The sequence below is a fragment of the Dyadobacter sp. OTU695 genome (genome assembly GCF_038440355.1).
GTDB lineage: Bacteria > Bacteroidota > Bacteroidia > Cytophagales > Spirosomataceae > Dyadobacter.
The window spans coordinates 681,571-700,148 of sequence record NZ_JASATN010000001.1 but is presented as its reverse complement, the minus strand read 5'-3'; the positions used below and the strand labels follow the sequence as shown (position 1 = coordinate 700,148).

Annotated in this window: 11 protein-coding genes; 4 read left to right on the top strand and 7 right to left on the bottom strand. The window is 50.8% G+C overall.

Going from position 1 to position 18,578, the window contains the following annotated elements:
* Positions 1 to 26: 26 nt before the first annotated feature.
* Complete coding sequence (locus tag AAHB90_RS02965) at positions 27 to 2,411, bottom strand: TonB-dependent receptor domain-containing protein (RefSeq protein ID WP_446717877.1); 2,385 nt, start codon at positions 2,409 to 2,411, stop codon at positions 27 to 29.
* A gap of 244 nt (positions 2,412 to 2,655) precedes the next feature.
* On the opposite strand from AAHB90_RS02965, the gene AAHB90_RS02960 reads away from it, so the two are divergent.
* The 4 genes from AAHB90_RS02960 (at position 2,656) to AAHB90_RS02950 (ending at position 6,578) form a co-directional block, all read left to right on the top strand.
* Positions 2,656 to 3,984, top strand: a complete 1,329-nt coding sequence (locus AAHB90_RS02960) for an MATE family efflux transporter (protein ID WP_342083415.1) — start codon at positions 2,656 to 2,658, stop codon at positions 3,982 to 3,984.
* Between the two features lie 110 nt (positions 3,985 to 4,094).
* On the top strand, positions 4,095 to 5,720 hold the full coding sequence (locus AAHB90_RS02955) for an NADP-dependent glyceraldehyde-3-phosphate dehydrogenase (protein ID WP_342083414.1): 1,626 nt from the start codon (positions 4,095 to 4,097) through the stop codon (positions 5,718 to 5,720).
* A 138-nt stretch (positions 5,721 to 5,858) separates the two neighbouring features.
* Positions 5,859 to 6,359: a DUF6934 family protein gene (locus AAHB90_RS32725; RefSeq protein WP_446717868.1), complete on the top strand. Its 501-nt coding sequence runs from the start codon at positions 5,859 to 5,861 to the stop codon at positions 6,357 to 6,359.
* Positions 6,360 to 6,392: 33 nt separating this feature from the next.
* Complete coding sequence (locus AAHB90_RS02950) at positions 6,393 to 6,578, top strand: hypothetical protein (protein ID WP_342083413.1); 186 nt, start codon at positions 6,393 to 6,395, stop codon at positions 6,576 to 6,578.
* Between the two features lie 85 nt (positions 6,579 to 6,663).
* Here AAHB90_RS02950 and AAHB90_RS02945 read toward each other — a convergent pair whose 3' ends face one another.
* The 6 genes from AAHB90_RS02945 to AAHB90_RS02920 form a co-directional block, all read right to left on the bottom strand.
* Positions 6,664 to 7,404 carry a thioredoxin domain-containing protein gene (locus AAHB90_RS02945; protein ID WP_342083412.1) on the bottom strand — a complete coding sequence of 247 codons (741 nt, stop codon included), beginning with the start codon at positions 7,402 to 7,404 and terminating at the stop codon, positions 6,664 to 6,666.
* 59 nt (positions 7,405 to 7,463) lie between these two features.
* Positions 7,464 to 9,410 carry a sulfatase-like hydrolase/transferase gene (locus AAHB90_RS02940; protein ID WP_342083411.1) on the bottom strand — a complete coding sequence of 649 codons (1,947 nt, stop codon included), beginning with the start codon at positions 9,408 to 9,410 and terminating at the stop codon, positions 7,464 to 7,466.
* 117 nt (positions 9,411 to 9,527) lie between these two features.
* Positions 9,528 to 11,837 (bottom strand): arylsulfatase, encoded by a 2,310-nt coding sequence (locus AAHB90_RS02935; RefSeq protein ID WP_342083410.1) that lies wholly within the window; start codon positions 11,835 to 11,837, stop codon positions 9,528 to 9,530.
* Between the two features lie 42 nt (positions 11,838 to 11,879).
* Positions 11,880 to 13,469, bottom strand: a complete 1,590-nt coding sequence (locus AAHB90_RS02930) for an arylsulfatase (protein WP_342083409.1) — start codon at positions 13,467 to 13,469, stop codon at positions 11,880 to 11,882.
* Positions 13,470 to 13,507: 38 nt separating this feature from the next.
* Entirely contained in the window at positions 13,508 to 15,073 is a 1,566-nt protein-coding gene (locus AAHB90_RS02925) for a RagB/SusD family nutrient uptake outer membrane protein (RefSeq protein ID WP_342083408.1), read from the bottom strand.
* 26 nt (positions 15,074 to 15,099) lie between these two features.
* Positions 15,100 to 18,159, bottom strand: coding sequence for a SusC/RagA family TonB-linked outer membrane protein (locus tag AAHB90_RS02920; protein ID WP_342083407.1), 3,060 nt, complete (start codon positions 18,157 to 18,159; stop codon positions 15,100 to 15,102).
* Positions 18,160 to 18,578: the final 419 nt, after the last annotated feature.

The following is an 18,578-nucleotide window of genomic DNA, read 5'->3' as shown; positions in this document are numbered from 1 at the left end:
AAACCGTAAACTAAATTTAATTCCCATTAAAATTCCCCTTCCAGACTCTCTTTCGGTTTCTTTTTCGCCTGATGCAAGCGATAATTTAAAGTAAGATTAATCTGCCTTAAACGGCCCTGAGAGCTATTGCGGGCGTAGAAATTCGCCCCTTCGGTGATCGACCTGAATTTTCTCGAATTGAATACGTCCACTACGGTGAGTGTGAGCGTGCCGTTACCCTTCAAAATGTCCCTTGTTGCGGCCAGATCGAGCGTGGCTAATGCTTTTCTGCGGCCTTGCGGGGTCTGCTGAGGCGCTTCGTAATTGCCTCTCAACTGCACATCAGTATTTTTCCAAAGGGTAAACCGCGACATGGCGCGTACAAACCAGCTGTAAGTATCGCTCTGAAACTCCTCGTCCACGCCCGTTCCATCCGTGATCGCGCGGAAGAAATTGGCGCTACCGTCGAGCTTCCACCATGGGTACGGGTTGAAAGAACCGGCAAATTCGGCCCCGTAAGCGTCTTCCGTTCCAAGGTTTTCGGGACGGGTGTAGGAGCTGCCATCGTCCTGCACGGTGCGGATGCTGATGATCTTGCCGTTGGTATGACGATAGTAAATGGAAGATGTCAGCGAACCTTTATTCAGGTACTTGATATGCCCGAGTTCAAATGCATTGGTAAATTCCGGGTTCAGGTCGGGGTTTCCACTCCAATAATTGCGGTTATCGCTATAAGTGGCAAATGGCGTAAGGTCGTTGTACTGTGGCCTGCGGACGCGGCGGCTGTAACTTAACTGAAGTGCGTTCTGTTTGGCAAAATCATAGGTAATGTGCACGCTCGGAAACAGGTTGGCGTATTTGCGGTCGTTGACCTCGTTCGTGGTCCGTAGCGTGGTGGTAACACCCGTCCATTCCGCCCGCACGCCACCCTGGTAGGAAAGCTTGCCGGTTTTGTTACCGATCATTCCATATAAGGCATTGATATTCTCCTCGTAAAGAAAATCGTTGGTAAGCCCGGGCAATGTAGTCCAACCGCCGTCGCTGTTTTGCTGGGTCACGGTATAATCGTTGGTCATATCCCGCGAGCTGCTTCGTCCACCTGCCTCGATCTTGCCATCTTTCCCAAACGGATGCACGTAATCGGCCTGGAAAAGCAACTGTTTCTCCGTTTCATAGTTTACCGCACGCTGCAATAACGGCGGAATGCCCGACGGGCTGCCATCAGGCTTGTACACATTCTCGTGGTAGTACTGGTCCGAATCCTCCCAGTTATCGAGATAGCGCACATCGGCTGTAAACTCCTGCCCTTTCCGGTTGAATGTTCGTTTGTAGGTCAACGCATACTCCGAATTCGGTTCCGTTTCCGTTTCATCCTGGGTCCGGCGCGTGTAGCTTGTCATATTGTTGAGGGTCGACAGGTAATCACGGTAATTGAGTGTCGAAAAACGTTTGCCTTTGCTCGTGCGCCAGGTATACGCGCCTGTGAGGACGTTTTTGGCATTAAAATAATAATCGATACCGCCCCGCGCACTGTTCGCCATTCCTTTCAGGTTGCTTTTCATGTCACGCTCCATGATGAAAGTGGAATCGTTACGGTAAAGCTCCTGGTACACGTAATTCCTACCCGGTGTGTTCCGGTACGACATAGTGTAATTAATGAAGAAATTGAGGTTCTTCTTACGGTAATTGACATTCGCCGCTCCGCCAAAGTTGGTAGGATGCCCGGTAATGATATCGAATGAGCCGCTAATGCCTTCTTTACGCTCCTTTTTCAACACAATATTGATCACGCCGCCCATCCCCTCGGCCTCATACCGTGCCGATGGATTGGTAATGATTTCCACCCGTTCGATCATGCTGCCCTGCAACTGCGCCAGTCCGCTGGCACCTTTGATGCTGACCAGCCCCGATGGTTTGCCGTCGATGAGAATGCGTACATTGCCGCTACCTCTCAAACTGACATTCCCCTCCACGTCCACCGCTACCGAGGGCACATTGGTCAGGATATCGACCGCGCTTCCCCCGGCATTCGCCAGGTCCTTACCTACATTGAATATCTTTTTATCGAGTGTCAGCTCCATCGAGCTTTTCTCCGCCTGAACGGTCACCTCGTCGAGCGTCCTGGCGGAAGCTGCTACTTTTATAGCGCCCAAATCCAACGGAGAATTGGCGGGACTCACTTTAATATTAGTAGTGTATTGGGGTTTATAACCTATGAATTCGGACAATGCATAATAGGTACCGGCCGGGATATCCACTATGAAACCACCCGTCTCGTCCGTGATCGCGCCTGAAACGAACGAGCTGTCGGCCGTTTTGAAGAGGCGGATGCTCGCGTACCCCAGCGGCGCATTGCTCGCGCCATCGATAATCTTGCCTGTAACCTTCAATTTCCCACTATTCTGCGCCAGGGCGGGCGCCATTGCCAACATCCCGAGAACCCATGCAAACCCCACAAAACCACGCGACTTCCCTACACGAAAGCCCTGCTTCAAACTGCTTCTGATAGCCATTATCCTGTTGTAATATTTTCTCAAATCACTTTAAAAGTTGCTACCCATACAAACCGCTTTAACCTGCTATTTTACTCTACCATAATGATATATTAAAATGAACTTTCCGACCCTCCGGGGGATTTTTGTACCTTTGCAGTCTTTTTGCAGATTCACGCCAGCCATGAAAAACGAAGCATCACAAACTTTAAGATTAGCATTCCCCATTATCATCGGAGAGTTGGCCCAAATGGCCCTCCACCTTATCGACAGTGCCATGGTCGGCGCTATCAGCTACAAGCAACTTGCCGCAGCCGCGCTGGTGATCAATGCGATGAATATCCCGTTCGTGATCGGTATCGGCATGACGATCTCCGTTTCGCAGATGGTGTCCCTCGCCAACGGCCGCCGCGACGCGCAACAGGTTTCGCATTATTTGTTCAATGGTTTTTGCCTCTGCACGCTTACCGCACTAGCCATTTCCATCACATTGCTTTTTGGAAAAGATTACCTGCGTAACCTCGGCCAGGACCCGGAGGTGGTCGAGCTCGCGATTCCGTTTATGCGGCTCATGGGGCTTTCCATTATTCCAATGCTGCTGTTTATGACCTTAAAGCAGTTCGCCGACGGGCTCGAACATACACGCACCGCGATGATCTTCTCCCTGGCCGGTATGCCCGTTAACATTATGCTCAACTGGCTGCTCATTTACGGCAACTGGGGTTTCCCCCGCCTCGAACTCGAAGGCGCAGGCTGGGCGACACTCATTACCCGCGGCATGATGTTCCTGGCGTTGCTTTTCGTGATTTTAAGACATAAAACTTTTGAAAAATACATAGCAGTAAGCCGCAACCAATGGTATTTCAAATGGCAGACCTGGCGTGAGCTGCTGCACATAGGCGTGCCGAGCAGCTTGCAGATCGGTATGGAAGCCGGGGCATTCGCGGTTTCGGGCATCATCATCGGTACTTTGGGGGCGGTGTCGCAAGCGGCGCACCAGATCGCGCTGAGCTGTGCCTCTTTCACATTTATGGTATCGATGGGCCTCGCGCAGGCGGGCTCCATACGCGTGAGCAACGCGCTGGGGCGCAATGACTGGCAGAAAATTTTCGTAATCGGCAAAAGTACGCTCGTCACTGCATTAATCTACGGCACATTCTGCGCAATTACGTTCGGCCTCTTGCGTAACCACTTGCCGATAGCATTCAATGACAACACCGAGGTGGTTACATTGGCGGCATTACTCCTCCTTTTTGCAGCTGTTTTTCAGATTTCCGACAGCACCCAGGCTATTGGCGCTGGTTTACTGAGAGGGATTAAGGATGTAAAGACACCCACCATCCTGATTGGTATAGCCTATTGGGTAATCGGCATTCCCGTCGGCTATACCCTCGCATTCCATTTCGAAATGGGTTCGTCGGGGATGTGGCTGGGTCTAATCCTGGGATTGACGATGGCATCGGTCTTCCTGATGACACGTTTCTTCAAAATGGCAAGAAGAAATCAGGTTTAGATAAAACTTCGTCAAAATCCGACTTGTTGATAAGGATATAATTGCGAAACTTCGTCATTATCCAAATGCGCTTTTTTTTAATCAATTCTTATCCACAAAAATCTGATTCAATGGATTTCAATTCCACGTTAAGGGGCATCTTTGTTGAAGAAAAAGACATTCCTGCGGAGTTCAGCCTGCCATCCCTGGTCCACCAGCGCGAGTACCTCTGCAATGGCGAAATGAAGAGCTGGGACGGGCCGTTCCATGAAGTTTACTCCCCTGTTTGCGTGCCAACGGCCAATGGCCTCGAACGCAAGCTGATCGGAAGTTACCCCCTATGCACCGCCACTGAAGCATCGGAAGCGCTGGACGCTGCCGTTGCCGCCTATAACAGTGGGCGCGGCGAATGGCCCACGATGGGTGTTGCCGAGCGCATCCACTGCGTCGAGCAATTTACTGGCCGGATGATCGAGAAAAAGGACATCATCGTCAAGCTCATCATGTGGGAAATCGGTAAATCATTTGCCGACTCCGTTAAAGAATTCGATCGTACAGTTGAATACATCTACGCCACCATCGACTCGCTCAAAAACCTCGACCGCGATTCATCCGGTTTCGACATCGTCGACGGCATTGCGGCGCAGGTAAGGCGCTCCCCGCTGGGTGTGGTATTGTGTATGGGACCATTCAACTATCCCCTCAACGAAACTTTCACGACCCTGATCCCAGCACTGATCATGGGTAACACATTGCTGTTCAAACCTCCGAAATTCGGTACGTTGCTGCATTATCCATTGCAGGAAGCGTTCCGCGACTGTTTCCCGAAAGGGGTTGTGAATGTGATCTACGGTCGCGGTAATACCATCATTCCGGGGCTGATGCAATCCGGTAAAATTAACGTCCTGACGTTGATCGGTTCGAGCAAGGTTGCCAACGAATTGAAGAAATCCCACCCAAAAGTGAACCGTTTGCGTGCTGTATTGGGCCTGGACGCCAAAAATGCCGCCATCGTCACGCCAGATGCCGATCTTGAACTGGCTGTAAAGGAGATTATTACCGGATCGTTATCGTTTAATGGCCAGCGCTGTACCGCTTTGAAAATCATATGGGTACACCGCAGCGTAGCCGACGCATTCCTCCAAAAATTCAGCGCGGCCGTTGCCGAACTGAAATTCGGAATGCCGTGGGAAAAAGGCGTTGCGCTCACTCCGCTGCCTGAAACCAACAAGATCGAGTACCTCAACGACTGCATTGCCGACGCGGAAGCGCACGGGGCAAAAGTGGTCAACGAAAACGGCGGCAAATCGGAAGGATCGTTTTTCTATCCGGCTGTCGTGTACCCGGTGAACGACAAAATGAAGCTGTACCACGAAGAGCAATTCGGCCCGATAGTGCCGGTGGTACCATTCGACGACCTGGAAGAAACCATTGAATTCCTCATCGAATCGACCCACGGCCAGCAGGTCAGCATTTTCAGTAACAATGCCGACGAGGTTGCCGCCCTGATCGACCCGCTGGTAAACCAGGTGAGCCGTGTGAACATTAATACCCAATGCCAACGCGGCCCGGACGTGTTCCCGTTCACCGGCCGCAAAGACAGCGCAGAAGGCACGCTCTCCGTCCCCGACGCCATACGCGCCTTCTCGATCCGTTCGCTGGTCGCTTTCAAAATGAACGCGGCCAACAAGCAGTTGATCAACGAGATCGTGCATGAGGATACTTCGAACTTTTTGAGTACGAAGTTTATATTCTGAGTTTAGCTTTTCAGGACATTTTACCAACCGCCCATTCGCTAAACCGGATGGGCGGTTTTTTGTGCCGGATGATCATTGGTGATGTAAATGAGATGAAGGGGGATGTAGTAGTGCGCTTTGGGTTTGTTTAAGCACACTATGATGTCGAACAAAGAAGTTTACGCTGTCCATTCCGTACCTGGAACTCACATTTTCACTTTCGTAAGCGAAGGTTTTTATGGGAGAATCAGAAAAATGATAATCATTGATCCGATAAGAAGGCCATTGATAGATGTGCCTCATGGGAAACACTACAACCTCGCTTTCGGCGATATCAGAATCAAAAGTGATGAATGGACAATCGACGACAGTGTCAGAACTAATAATGGAGATATGCCGAAAGTGATTGCAACCGTTGCGCAAGTTGCTGTGCGATTCCTTCGCGAGAATAAAAAAGCAGTATTGTTTTTTCAGGGGTACCTGGATTCGAAATCAATCCGAGCAGGTCGAAATCAGAGAAATCTGTTATATCAAAGAGCTATTGAATCGAATTGGGATTGCCTTTCCAGTGAATTTCTGATACAAGGAATTCAATCCGGAAAGATTGTCGACTATGTCAGGGGAATCGAATATGAGGAGATTTTGATCAGGCGTAAATAATTTGTAAATTTCTATAACCCAAAAGCTCACATTATGAAAACCGCAAGTATGGTCGAAAAGAAAAAACTTGAAAAAGACGATGCAGCTATCAAAAAAGACATCGATATAATCGACGATGAGACTCTTATAAGGTTGGCAAATGCCCCCTTTTTTAGAGAGAAACGACAAAAAGCTATAGAAACACTTGAAAGACTCTACCAGAACAATAAGTCTTTCTGATACCAGGCGAGGTTAGTACCTTTAAGCAATACGCCCATCCGTTACTAGATGGGCGTTTCTTATCCCGGGTTTCCCCAGCGTTCCATCACAAATTCGCCTCCGCCAGTACCCTTTCAATCTCCCCTTTCGGCGTTACACCGGTTTTCTTCCAAACCACCTGGTTACCTCTGTAAAGAATCAACGTAGGCAATGCGGTAACGCCCAATTCTTTGGTAAGCGCCTTGTTTTCATAGGCTTCGATATTGATCACTTTCACTGCATTAGCCTGCTCGTGTTTGATAGAATCCACGACAGGCGCCAGCCGCTTGCAGGAACCGCAGTACCGCGAGCCGAAATCGACGAGGACGAGCTTGTCCGATTTCAGAGAGGCCTGGTAATCGCTCAGCGAGAGGCCGGGGCCGACGGTGGACACTACCGGCTTGCCGAGTCCGATCCATTTGCTAAGCCCGCCCGGCAGTTCGGTAACGTCTTTGAAGCCCTGGTCGCGCAGGTCTTTGGCGAGTTTGCCGCTGCGGCCGTTAGCAATGGAATAAATGAAGGTCGGCTTACTCTTGTCCAGCTTCGCGATGGCCTTCGAGAAATCGGCTTCGTTGGCTACGCTGAAACTCGTGGCACCTTCGAGGTGGTTCTGCGCATATTCCTCGGGCAGACGGGCATCGAGGATCTGTGCATTCTTTCCGGCCTTGCTCAGCCGTGACTCAAATTCTTCAAATGACACCAGGTCGCGCTTGGGAGCTGTTTGCGCGTTTGCCGTGGTCTGGGCATTCAGGGCGGTGTGGGCAAGAAGCAACCACACCAATACGAACAATGGTTTAAAAGTTTTCATCTAAAATGTGTTTAAAGTGATTACTGCTTTCGGTGGTTGGCCTCTGCTATCGACTTTTTCTACTTCGAACTTTTGAAATTTTCCAGCAACACTTTGGCTGCACGGATATCATAATCAAACATTCCCGCCTTTTGCCCTGCGATCTTCTCGGTATCGGTAATGGCCGGCGCGGCGTCTTTGCCGGTCAGATCGAGGATATTGAGCGCTTGCAGGCGTGCGTAAGGATTGTCGCTTTTCAATGCGGCGGTTAGTGTTGAAATAGCGCCGGGTTTGTCGGCACCGGTTATGTACAATGCCTCTGCCGCGGCAATGCGAACGGCTATTTCCGGGTCCTGCAATGCTTTTTGCAATGCAGCTTTGCCGATTGCAGCTTTCAAAACGGTAAGGCCCGTAGCTGCCCAGTAGCGAACTACCGGGTCGCTGTCGCTCAATGCCTTGATCAGCACCTGCGTGTTCGCAGGATTTCGAGAGGATGCTATTTCGGCTGTCGAAACGATTTTTTCCAGATCATACCTGCCGCTGCGAGCATAATCATACAAAGGCGTCGTTTTAGCAATTTCATAAATAATGGCCTCCGGAATAAAACCGACGTCTTTATAACTCCTCACCCATTGTCCGTTGGCCTTCCGCAGCCTTTCCAGCTCCTTTTTGTATTTAGGATCAGCCGCAAGATTTTTGATATTATGCGGATCGGCATCCACATCGAAAAGCTCCTCAGCCGGCTTGGGCTCCCAGAATCTGGACTGTACCGCATTCAGTTTGCCGGCCTTGTACAGGTCTTCCCACGACTTCACCGACGGCGCCCGCCAGAGGTATTCCAGGTACTGACCATAAATTTTGTTAGGCAAATAATTCCGGATATAGCGAAACTTCTTGTCCCGCACCGATCGCGACATATCGATCCGCTCGTCCATCCTACCCCGGAAACCGAATGCATATTGCGGCTCGGGCTTCTGTTGCTTGCCCAGGAATGCACCGCCCTGCATATAATCGGGTACTTTGATATCCACCAGACTCAAAACAGTAGGCGCAAAATCGAGGAATGTAACGAGCCTGTCGGATACACTACCCTGCTTTTCCCTCGCCAGATGTGCATATTTCGGCGGCAAATGGACGATCAAAGGCACATGCAGGCCAGATTCGTACATAAACCGCTTGCTTCGGGCGAGCACACCTCCATTATCCGCATAATAAAAGACAATGGTATTTTCGGCCAAACCCTCATCCTGCAATTCTTTGAGCAGCTTCGCAAACTGCCGGTCCATTTCTTCCAGCTTGTCGTAATACTGTGCCCAATCGTGTTTCAGTTCAGGCGTCGCCGGGTGGTAAGGCGGCAGCGGCACTTTTTCAGGATCATGTTTTAATGCAGGCAACGGCTCATGAAGCGAGCTTTCATGCGATACATTTAAATTAAATACTGCAAAAAACGGCTGGCCCGGCTTCCGGTTTTTATAAGTGGCCTTGTTGCTCGATTCGTCCCACGCATCAAGCTGATCCGTCGTGTTATAGTCCTTTTTGGCATTATTGGTCGTGTAGTAACCAGCCTCCCGCAGGTATTTTGGGAAAAACTTCACGAATGCAGGCGACGGGTAGGTGCTGCGCATATGCTCGGTCCCGAGCGATGGCGGGTACATGCCCGTGATGAGCGTGTTCCGCGAGGGCGCACACACGGGAGCCGTCGAAAAAGCATTTTTGTACTGGATACTCTCCGTCGCGAACTTGTCCAAGTTAGGCGTCGTCGCGAATTTATCGCCGTAACTGCCGAGCAGGGTCGTATTGTCCTCGCTCACGATCCAGAGGATGTTCGGGCGGTCCTGCGCGATGGCCGGATGTAATGCGATGGCCCATATCGCCCAAAGAATGTTACGGATCAGTTTGTTCATTTGCGTGGTTGTTACATCGCTACGCGATTTTCGCCGTTCATTAATGTTGTCGTTTTCTACCAATATTACGTCGCTACGCGACTTGCTAATCCGGTATCGCTGACCATGTTCTATCAATTGCATTTCACCGGTTAAAATCTTGTTTTTCAAATGCCGTCAGGCATGTAATATTGGTAGCAACACGTTGTTACACACCTTTCGATAAATGCCGTCAGGCATGTAACAACAAATCAAAAACCATTACTTCGTCCCCAAAACTGCCTGCTGCGTCGGCGCGAGATCGATCGTTACCTTGTGGATTTTGCCTGTGAATGCAAAAGGCACTTTATAAGTATCTCCTACCGGCGTCAGGTCGTCGAAACCGACATTTACACCCTCGTGCAGGTACAATGCATCCGCAGTTTTGGCCAGCGTACCCTCTCCTACTTTCGCATTATTGACATACAAAGCCACCGCACCGCCGCCATTCTGATCATACTGAACACTGGCTTTGAGCTCAACTTTTCCGGCTGGCAATGTGGCATTCGAAGAGCTCACCACATATTTATTACCATCACCCACGGCGTACGCAAACTGCAACTTCTGGTTTTGGATAAAAAAGCTCAACCCGCCAGCCGCTCCGCCTCTCGACAGCAGCACACCTTCCGTTCCGACACCCGACAAATCGGCCTCCGCCACAATCGAGAACGAACGTTTCAATGCAAACGGGCTCGCCACATCGATGATCGTCGATTGGCCGGGATAAAGCACTATCTTATCCACATTATTATAAGCCGTAGGCAAGGTAAATGGCTCTGTACCATCCTTCAACGGATACACATTGTATTTCAGAGCCTCACTGTCGAACAATGCTTTCAGCTCCTTCAACTTGGCCGGGTTCGACGCTGCGAGATCTTTTGTTTCGTTGAAATCCTCATTCAAATTATAAAGCTCCCATTGATCTTTCTCAAAATCCTGCCCTTTCACATGCAGGGAACCGGCCTTCCAGCCATCCTTGTAAATCGAGCGGGAGCCGCGGATTTCGTAATACTGAACGGTGTGGCGGTTTTTGGCGCCAGCGTCGTTCAGGCTGTACGCAAGGCTTGTGCCTTCTATGGGATCCTGTTTGATACCGTTCAAAACGACCGGCGCTTTGATATTCAGCAATTCAAGTGTAGTGGGCAAAATGTCGGAAACATGGCCATACTGGGTACGGATGCCGCCTTTGTCCTTGATTCCTTTAGGATAGAAAACAATGAGCGGGTTGTGCGTGCCGCCTTCCGCGTTGGCGTCCTGCTTCCAATGGCGGAACGGCACATTGGTAGCCGCGGCCCAGCCCAATGGGTAATTCACTTTCGAAAACTCGGTGCCGATCAGGTCGATCTGCTCAATGTTCTTTTTCAAACGCTCTTCCTCAGAAATGCCGGTACCGAAGTTATTGACGGTCCCTACGAACGTCCCTTCCTTACTCGCGCCATTGTCGCCCACCGACACGATCACAATCGTATTATCGAGCTCACCCGACTCGCGGATGTGGTTGATCACCCGCCCTATTTCGTAGTCGGTATATTCCAGAAAACCCGCGTAGGTTTCCATAAACCGCGCATACAGCTTTTTCTCCTCGGCACCCAACGCGTTCCATTCCTTCACACCCGGGTTTCGCGGCGGGACTTTGGCCGTCTTGGGAACGACGCCCAACCTGATCTGATTGGCCAGAACCTGCTCGCGGTACGCATCCCAGCCCGCGTCGAACTTGCCTTTGTATTTGTCCGACCATTGCTTAGCCACCTGATGCGGCGCGTGGCCTGCACCGGTTGCCACATAAAGGAAGAACGGCTTGTCGGGATTACCCGATTTCTGGCTCGCCAGATAGCTGATGGCGCGGTCGGCGATCAATTCGTTAAAATGCTTCCCATCCTGGCGGTCGGGTTCGCGGTGCGTGCCTTCCCAAAGTTCCGGATGCCATTGGTCGATACTTCCTCTGGACGGGAAACCGTAGAATTGTTCAAAACCGCGACCAGTCGGCCAGCGGTTGAACGGCCCGGCGGGCGTGAGATCGGCCAGGGGTGTAATGTGCCATTTACCCAATGCAAATGTGTTATATCCATTGTCTTTCAGGATTTCGGCAATCGTTCCTTTTTCAAACGGAATGAGTGCATCGTAGCCCGGTGTACCAATGGCGGTTTCGGGAAAAAGTCCCATGTGTGCCGAATGTGAATTGCGGCCCGTGAGCAGCGATGCCCGCGTAGGCGCGCAAATGGCGGTGGTGTGGAAATTGGTATAACGCAATCCATTGTTGGCCAGGCTATCGAGTGTAGGTGTGTTGATAAGCCCTCCAAACGTGCTGATCGCGCCATAACCGATGTCGTCCAGCAAGATCCAGACCACATTCGGCGAGCCTTTCGCTGCCTTCTTCTTTTCCGGCCAGGATTGCTGCGTTTCAGCGACGGTTTTACCGATTTTTCCCTGATAGGCAGGCGTCGGCGCATATTGCGCATTTACAACACCAGCGGTCAGCATGGCCAGCGCTCCGAGTGTCAATTTATTCCATGGATGATAGTTTTTTCTCATAACAAACTGTTTTTGAATGTATTTTAAATCAATATCCAATTCCTATTTGATCGTATTCCAATCCACCACGCCTACTTTCGCGGCCCATTTGAGGTACTCCTTTTCCAGCTCCTTCACTTTCGCGGGATAGCGACCTGCGAGGTTATTATTTTCGCTGCGATCGGTTTTGAGATCGTATAACTCCCACGGCTGCCCGATCTCTGCGACGAGCTTCCAGTCGGCCTTTCGCATAGCGCGACTGCCTTCGTGCTCCCAGAAAATCGTCCGGTTTTGGATGTTTTTCGGGTTCTTAAAAAGTCCGGTCAGCGAGGTGCCTGCAAGAGGGGTAAGGACTTCATTTCCAAAATTTTCAGGATAAACAACACCTGCCGCACTGAGCAGCGTCGGCATAATGTCGGTAATGTGGCTAACCTGCTGACTGATTGCATTAGCCGCTATTTTCCCCGGATACCAGGCGATAAAAGGCGAAGCGATGCCACCTTCATGGGTATTTTTCTTGAAGAGCTTAAATGGTGTGTTGCTCGCATTGCCCCAGGGCGGATCGTAGCTGTCGATGGAATGAACGGAGCCCGGCTCGCCCGTTTTTTGCGTCACATAATCCCACTCCCGGACCGTATCGCCGCTTCCACCATTGTCCGACACGAAAATGACCAGCGTATTCCGGTCACGGCCCGTCGCTTTCAACTTATCGAGGACCTGCCCGATGCATTGGTCCATCCGGTCGATCATGGCGGCATAAATGGCCATGCGGGTATCCCATTGGTCCTTTTCCGATGCTGATAATGCATTCCATTCAGGCGCCTTTTCATAACGCGGCGAGAGTTTCCACTTTTTTGAGATAATACCCAAAGAAACGAGCTTCCGGTAGCGGGCCTCGCGCAATGCGTCCCAGCCTTGCAGGTACTTGCCTTTATAGCGCGCAATATCTTCCGGCAACGCCTGGATCGGCCAGTGCGGGGCATTATAAGCGAGGTATAAAAAGAATGGATTGTGCTGGTCCTTGATGCGGTCGATCGACTGGATTGCAAAATCTGTAATGGCTTGTGTGAGATAGCGTGAAGTGTCGTAGCGCTGTATTTCGCGGCCATTCAGCTGAAAGGTAACCTTCCTTCCGTCGTTGTAAATCGGCTCGGAGTTGAAGTAGCTGCTGCCATTGTTCTGCATCGTGAACGACTGGTCAAAACCACGATTTACAGCCCAGGCGGAGGGTACCAGCCCGACGTGCCATTTGCCTGAAACGATGGTGTTATAGCCCGCCGTTTTGAGCAGTTGGGCAATCGTAGCACTGTTTTTACTCAAATACCCCTGGTACGCGGGTGTACCCTTGTCCTGCACCATGTCGCCCACGCCTGCCTGATGCGGGTACAGGCCCGTGAGTAGGGCCGCACGCGAGGGGCAGCAGCGGCCACTGTTGTAAAACTGGGTAATGCGCAACCCTTCCTTGGTCAGTCGGTCCAGGTTTGGTGTGCGTATTTCGGAGCCGAAGCTTCCCAGGTCCGAAAAACCCAGGTCGTCGGCCAGTATCAGCACGATGTTGGGCCTTTCGGCCGCCTGTTGCGCAAGCACAGGCGCTGCCGCGGTAACCGACAGCGCCCAGGTAATGCCTATCCAAATGGAAGCTCTTATATTCATTCAATTCTCATTTCCAACAGATTACAAATGCCGCACTACTACCAAAGCGGGTTTTGTTTCAGCAATGAATTGTTGTCGATTTCCGATTGTGGGATCGGGTAATAAATGTGCTTGGGGGCCGCATTGGTCTTGCCTACTTTCTGCTGGTTTGCCACAAAGGTGCTGTTATAAGCCGCGTCGCGCTGACGGATCAGATCAAACCAGCGCTGGTATTCGTACGTCAGCTCCAATCGGCGGTCGAGGTATACCGAGTCGCGGAACTGGTCTTTGGTCAGGCCAGCCGTCAAATCCGGCAGTCCTGCACGTTTGCGAACTTTGTTCAACGATTTGTACGCTTTTTGTGTCGGCCCATTCGCTTCGTTTTCGGCTTCTGCGTGGATCAGCAGCAGCTCGGCATAGCGGATAATAGGTACATTCGCCGCCGATTGGTTGGTCACCGCTGTCGATGCAGGATCGGCCCATTTATTCCAAAATGGCGTCGAATCATTAGCAACGGCGGCATTCGCGATAGGCAATGCGTATTTGCGTCCGTTTGTGGGGCTGGTGAAGCTCCTGACGAACGTCACATCACGACGCTTGTCTCCCGGTTTGAACAGTTTGTAAATGCTGAAAAACTTATCAGTACCCTGCGTGTAATAACGAACCATGTGCGCGTAGTTTCCATTCAAACCAGGAACGCCCGAGAGGATCGAGCGGGGCCATTCATTGTTACCCTGTGCCAGCGAGTTGGACTTAAATTGCGCCGAGAAAATGTGCTCCTTGTTGTTTTTAAAAGCAGGCAGGAACACTTCCGCGTAGTTGCTCACGAGGTCGTAGCCGTAAGTACCGGTACCGCCGTCGGCCGATGAAAGTACTTCTTCCGCTTTCGTTACCGCACTTTGGTATTTCGCACTCACTTTTAGGGGGATCGACGCCTGGGTCAGGTACACTTTTGCGAGCAACGCCTTGGCCGCTCCCGCTGTCGCGCGCCCTACGTTGGGCGACGCATACGTGGCAGGAAGCACTGCTGCTGCTTCGGTGAGGTCTTTCTCGATCTGCGCGTAAATATCCGCCGAGGGAGACTTGGCAATGGCATAGTCGGCGGCATTGACATACTTCTGATATTCAAGGATCAGCGGGATGTCGCCGTAGAGGCGTACGAGGTTAAAATAATACAATGCACGCAGGAACTTAGTTTCGCCGAGCAAACGTGTTTTCAATGCCTCGTCAAACTGAATGGCGGGTACTTTTTCCAACACCACATTGGCCTTTTTGATTGCCGCGTAATGCTGCTGCCAGAGCTCATAAATACGCAGGTTGGTCGACGAATGCGCCAGTACCGACAGCGAGCGTACATCAGGGTTAGTCGCCCCCGGTCCCGGATCCTCATCATCGCCGGCCATGTTCATACCGGTGTTGAACAGCGTGTTATAAGGCGTCTGGATCGACGACCCGCCCGAATTCAGGAAGAAATACACGGCATTGACCGCATTAACAGCGTCGGCCTGCGTTTTGTAATACTGGTCTTCCGACAAAAATGCCTCGGGCTCTTCTTTCAGGAATTCCTCGCACGACAGCGATGCAAATGCCGTGAAACCCAACAGGATATATTTAAATGTTTTCATTTCAATTAATTTTAAAATGGTGGTTATCAGAATGTGAGGGACAGACCCACCTGGTAAGATTTGTTGTTCGGATACACGCCCTGGTCGACGCCCTTGTTAATCAGCGACTGGCCGTTCAGGCTCACTTCGGGATCGAAGCCGGTGTATTTCGTCCACGTTTTCGGGTTTTGCGCCGATACATACACGCGGAGGTTTTCGATACGCAGTTTAGAAAGCAGCTCTTTCGGGAATGTGTAGCCCAACGAAAGGTTTTTCAAACGGTAGTAGGTCGCGTCCTCTATAAATCGGTCAGAAATCGTGATGGCAGGGTCCTGGTACGCGGCTTTCACATCGGTGTTGGTATTGGTCGGCGTCCAGCGGTTAAGTAGTAGCTCGGATCCATTGGTATATCCCGTCCCCAGTTCAAGGTTAGCGCGGTTGGCATTATACAATTTGCCGCCCAGCGAAGCCTGGAAGAAAATAGTCAGGTCAAAGCCCTTGTAGTTAAATGTGTTGGTAATACCGCCCGTCAATGCAGGCTGGTTCTTCACTACAATGCGGTCGCCTGCCTGTGTGATCACCCCGTCGCCATTGATATCCTTATACTTCTGACCTCCCGGGCTTTTGTTTTGCTGCGGGGTCAGTGGCGCGTCGCCTTCCTGGATAATACCGTCGGTTTTGTAAACGATGAACGAGCCGAGCGGATAACCTACTTTGGCAATAGACGGGTTGGAAATCACCGGAATGATCTGATCAACACCATCGCCGAGGCTCAGGATCTTGTTCGTATTTTTGGAAACGATGAAGATCGTGTTCCATTTGAAAGCACCTTCCAGGTTCCTTGAATTGACATACAACTCAATACCCTGGTTAGAAACAGAACCGATGTTCTGGTATACTACCGAGGCTTGTCCGTTGTAGAAATCCGACAGACCGGAAGTTCCCGGTACTGTACGTGTCAGGAGCAGGTCGGTTGTTTTCTTGTAATAGTAGTCGGCAATAATGTTGATGCGATTTTTGAACAAGCCGAGATCTACCCCGAAATCTGTCTGGAATGTTTTCTCCCAGCCAAGATTCGGATTGGGAACGGTATTCGGGGCAAAACCGGAAACGGTGGTATTAGAGAAATTGTAGCGGAAATAGCTCAGCTGCGACAGCGATTGGTAGGCAGGAATATTCTGGTTACCAGTCTGTCCGGCGCTTAATCTCAGTTTAAGGAGACTGATCTTTTTGAAGCGCTGGAAGAATTTTTCTTCATTCACATTCCAGCCAATGGCTGCCGAAGGGAAGTAACCCCATTTGTTGCCGCTACCGAATTTGGATGAACCATCGGCACGCAGCGTAAGTGTAAACAGATAACGCTCGTCGAAAATGTAGTTAACACGACCCAGGTAAGAGGCCAGCGACCATTTGTTGGCCAGCGACCGCGGCGCAATACTGGTGATACCAGTTGCAAGGTTATTGTATTCAAAAGCATCCGTGGCAAAACCCGCCGCTTCGGCGATCGCACCTTTGCTTTCTGAAACCTGGGCTGTAAAACCTGCTACCGCACTGATTTTGTTCTTTTCATTGAATTCTTTGTCGTAACTGATGGTATTCTCGTTCAGCCAGTTGGTCGTAAATACGGAACCTACGATGGCGTCACCGCTCAATGCCTGGCCTTCCGCGGTTGTACTCGGCAGATACCGGTTCTGCTTGTTGCCCACAATATCGGCACCGATCAGGATTTTGGCTTTCAAACCATCCGCGATCGTATACTCACCGGAAACATTACCGAGGAAACGGTTGGTAATGGTCTCGTTCAGCTGGTTGTATAATGAGTTGATCGGATTCTGCAATGCCGATTCAAACGGGCTGTTTACAACAAAAGTGCCGTCATCCTGGTAAATGGGCAATGCGGGGGGCGTCAGCAAAAGGTTACCTACAATCGCCGTCGGCGCTACGTTGGCCTTGGTGTTACTGGCGTTCAGGCTGGTAAAGATGCGGAAACGGTCGTTGTACTGATGGTCCAGGTTAATGCGTGCGGAAAAACGACGGAAGTCTGTATTTTGCAGGATACCGTTCTGTTTGAAATAGTTACCTGAAATCGCAAGTTTCGTTTTGTCCGATCCCGAAAGAATGGAAAGATTGTGGCTCTGAATGGAAGCGCTGCGAAATGCGGCGTCCTGCCAGTCGGTACCCGCGCCGGTTGTATCAAGCGAGTAACCTGCAATGGTTGGAACAGAAGCTGTTTTACCGGAATTGGCAGCGGCATCTTTCCGGAGTTGCCACCATTGTCCCGCATTCAGCAAAGGTATCGTGCGAAGTACCTTTTGCGAGCCGTAGTAAGCGTCATAGTTAATGGACGACTTGTTTTTCGAACCGCTTTTGGTCGTGATAATCACCACGCCGTTCGCACCGCGTGAACCGTAAATTGCTGTGGCCGAGGCGTCTTTCAACACGTCGATGTTCTCGATATCTGCCGTATTGATTGAAGAAAGCGGGTTGATTTTCGAGCCGTCGGTCACACCGGCGTCCGTCAGGCCGTAATCATTGTTGACAGGGAAACCATCGATAACATATAACGGATCGCTACCGGCTGTAATGGAATTGTTCCCGCGTATCTGCACGCTCACGCCCCCACCCGGCTGCCCGGAGGTCTGCGTAACCACCGCTCCCGCGACGGAGCCCTGCAAAAGGCGCTCCACAGACGCTACCGGCTGGCTTTTGATTTCAATGGGAACCGAAGCGACGGAACCTGTGATGTCTTTTCTTTTTTGTTCGCCATAACCTACCACCACGACCTCGTCGAGCAGGTTGGCGGTTTTCAGGACAATTTCAACCGGCTCGCCGGGCTGCTCATAGATCTCGATTTCCTGCTGCTGGAAACCGGTAATGCTGATTTGCAATGTAAATGGAAACTCTTTGGCAGGCGGGATACTGAACTTCCCGTCGATGTCCGTCAGAGCATATTTGGCGGAGCCTTTCTCGACTACCGTCGCGCCGGGCAATCCCTGCCCCGATTCGTCTTTTACCACGCCTGTAATGGCGTCTTGCGCCGCGGCACGATAAAAACCTGTGAATACGAAGCCTGTCAGTAAGAACAGGCGGAATAGATGTCTGATCATTATTTGTGGTGAAATAAAATGGATACTCAAGGCACAAGAGGGCTTACCTTCATGCATATACGTCACACGGGACAGGCTTTGCCCGAGTGGTATAGATATGCGGGAAGTTCCTGATCCGCATATGCCTTACATGCCGATCAGCAGGGTTACTGATTATTCAGAAGATCGTCAGGGTCAACAACAGGAACAGCACGGAGCTGCGAGGCGGGGACAATTAGAAACCACCATCTTTCCGTGGGCATGGAGCCGCGAAAATCGGATAAGAAGTACATCTTTCGCTTTCATAGGTACGATTCGAATTTTGGACAAATGTTTGCCGGACTGGTGGTTAATCAGGCAAAGTCATTTTATATAGTCTATAAATATGATAGACAAAGTAAACTTATTGAAAATTAAAACGCAAGGTTTTTGAAAGAGAA

What these genes read in the sequence shown, in the direction of transcription:
- AAHB90_RS02965 (WP_446717877.1), bottom strand. Translation starts at nt 2,411, where the DNA reads ATGTTGGCAATGGCGCCCGCCCTGGCGCAGAATAGTGGGAAATTGAAG.
- AAHB90_RS02960 (WP_342083415.1), top strand. Translation starts at nt 2,656, where the DNA reads ATGAAAAACGAAGCATCACAAACTTTAAGATTAGCATTCCCCATTATC.
- AAHB90_RS02955 (WP_342083414.1), top strand. Translation starts at nt 4,095, where the DNA reads ATGGATTTCAATTCCACGTTAAGGGGCATCTTTGTTGAAGAAAAAGAC.
- AAHB90_RS32725 (WP_446717868.1), top strand. Translation starts at nt 5,859, where the DNA reads ATGATGTCGAACAAAGAAGTTTACGCTGTCCATTCCGTACCTGGAACT.
- AAHB90_RS02950 (WP_342083413.1), top strand. Translation starts at nt 6,393, where the DNA reads ATGAAAACCGCAAGTATGGTCGAAAAGAAAAAACTTGAAAAAGACGAT.
- AAHB90_RS02945 (WP_342083412.1), bottom strand. Translation starts at nt 7,404, where the DNA reads ATGAAAACTTTTAAACCATTGTTCGTATTGGTGTGGTTGCTTCTTGCC.
- AAHB90_RS02940 (WP_342083411.1), bottom strand. Translation starts at nt 9,410, where the DNA reads ATGCAATTGATAGAACATGGTCAGCGATACCGGATTAGCAAGTCGCGT.
- AAHB90_RS02935 (WP_342083410.1), bottom strand. Translation starts at nt 11,837, where the DNA reads ATGAGAAAAAACTATCATCCATGGAATAAATTGACACTCGGAGCGCTG.
- AAHB90_RS02930 (WP_342083409.1), bottom strand. Translation starts at nt 13,469, where the DNA reads ATGAATATAAGAGCTTCCATTTGGATAGGCATTACCTGGGCGCTGTCG.
- AAHB90_RS02925 (WP_342083408.1), bottom strand. Translation starts at nt 15,073, where the DNA reads ATGAAAACATTTAAATATATCCTGTTGGGTTTCACGGCATTTGCATCG.
- AAHB90_RS02920 (WP_342083407.1), bottom strand. Translation starts at nt 18,159, where the DNA reads ATGATCAGACATCTATTCCGCCTGTTCTTACTGACAGGCTTCGTATTC.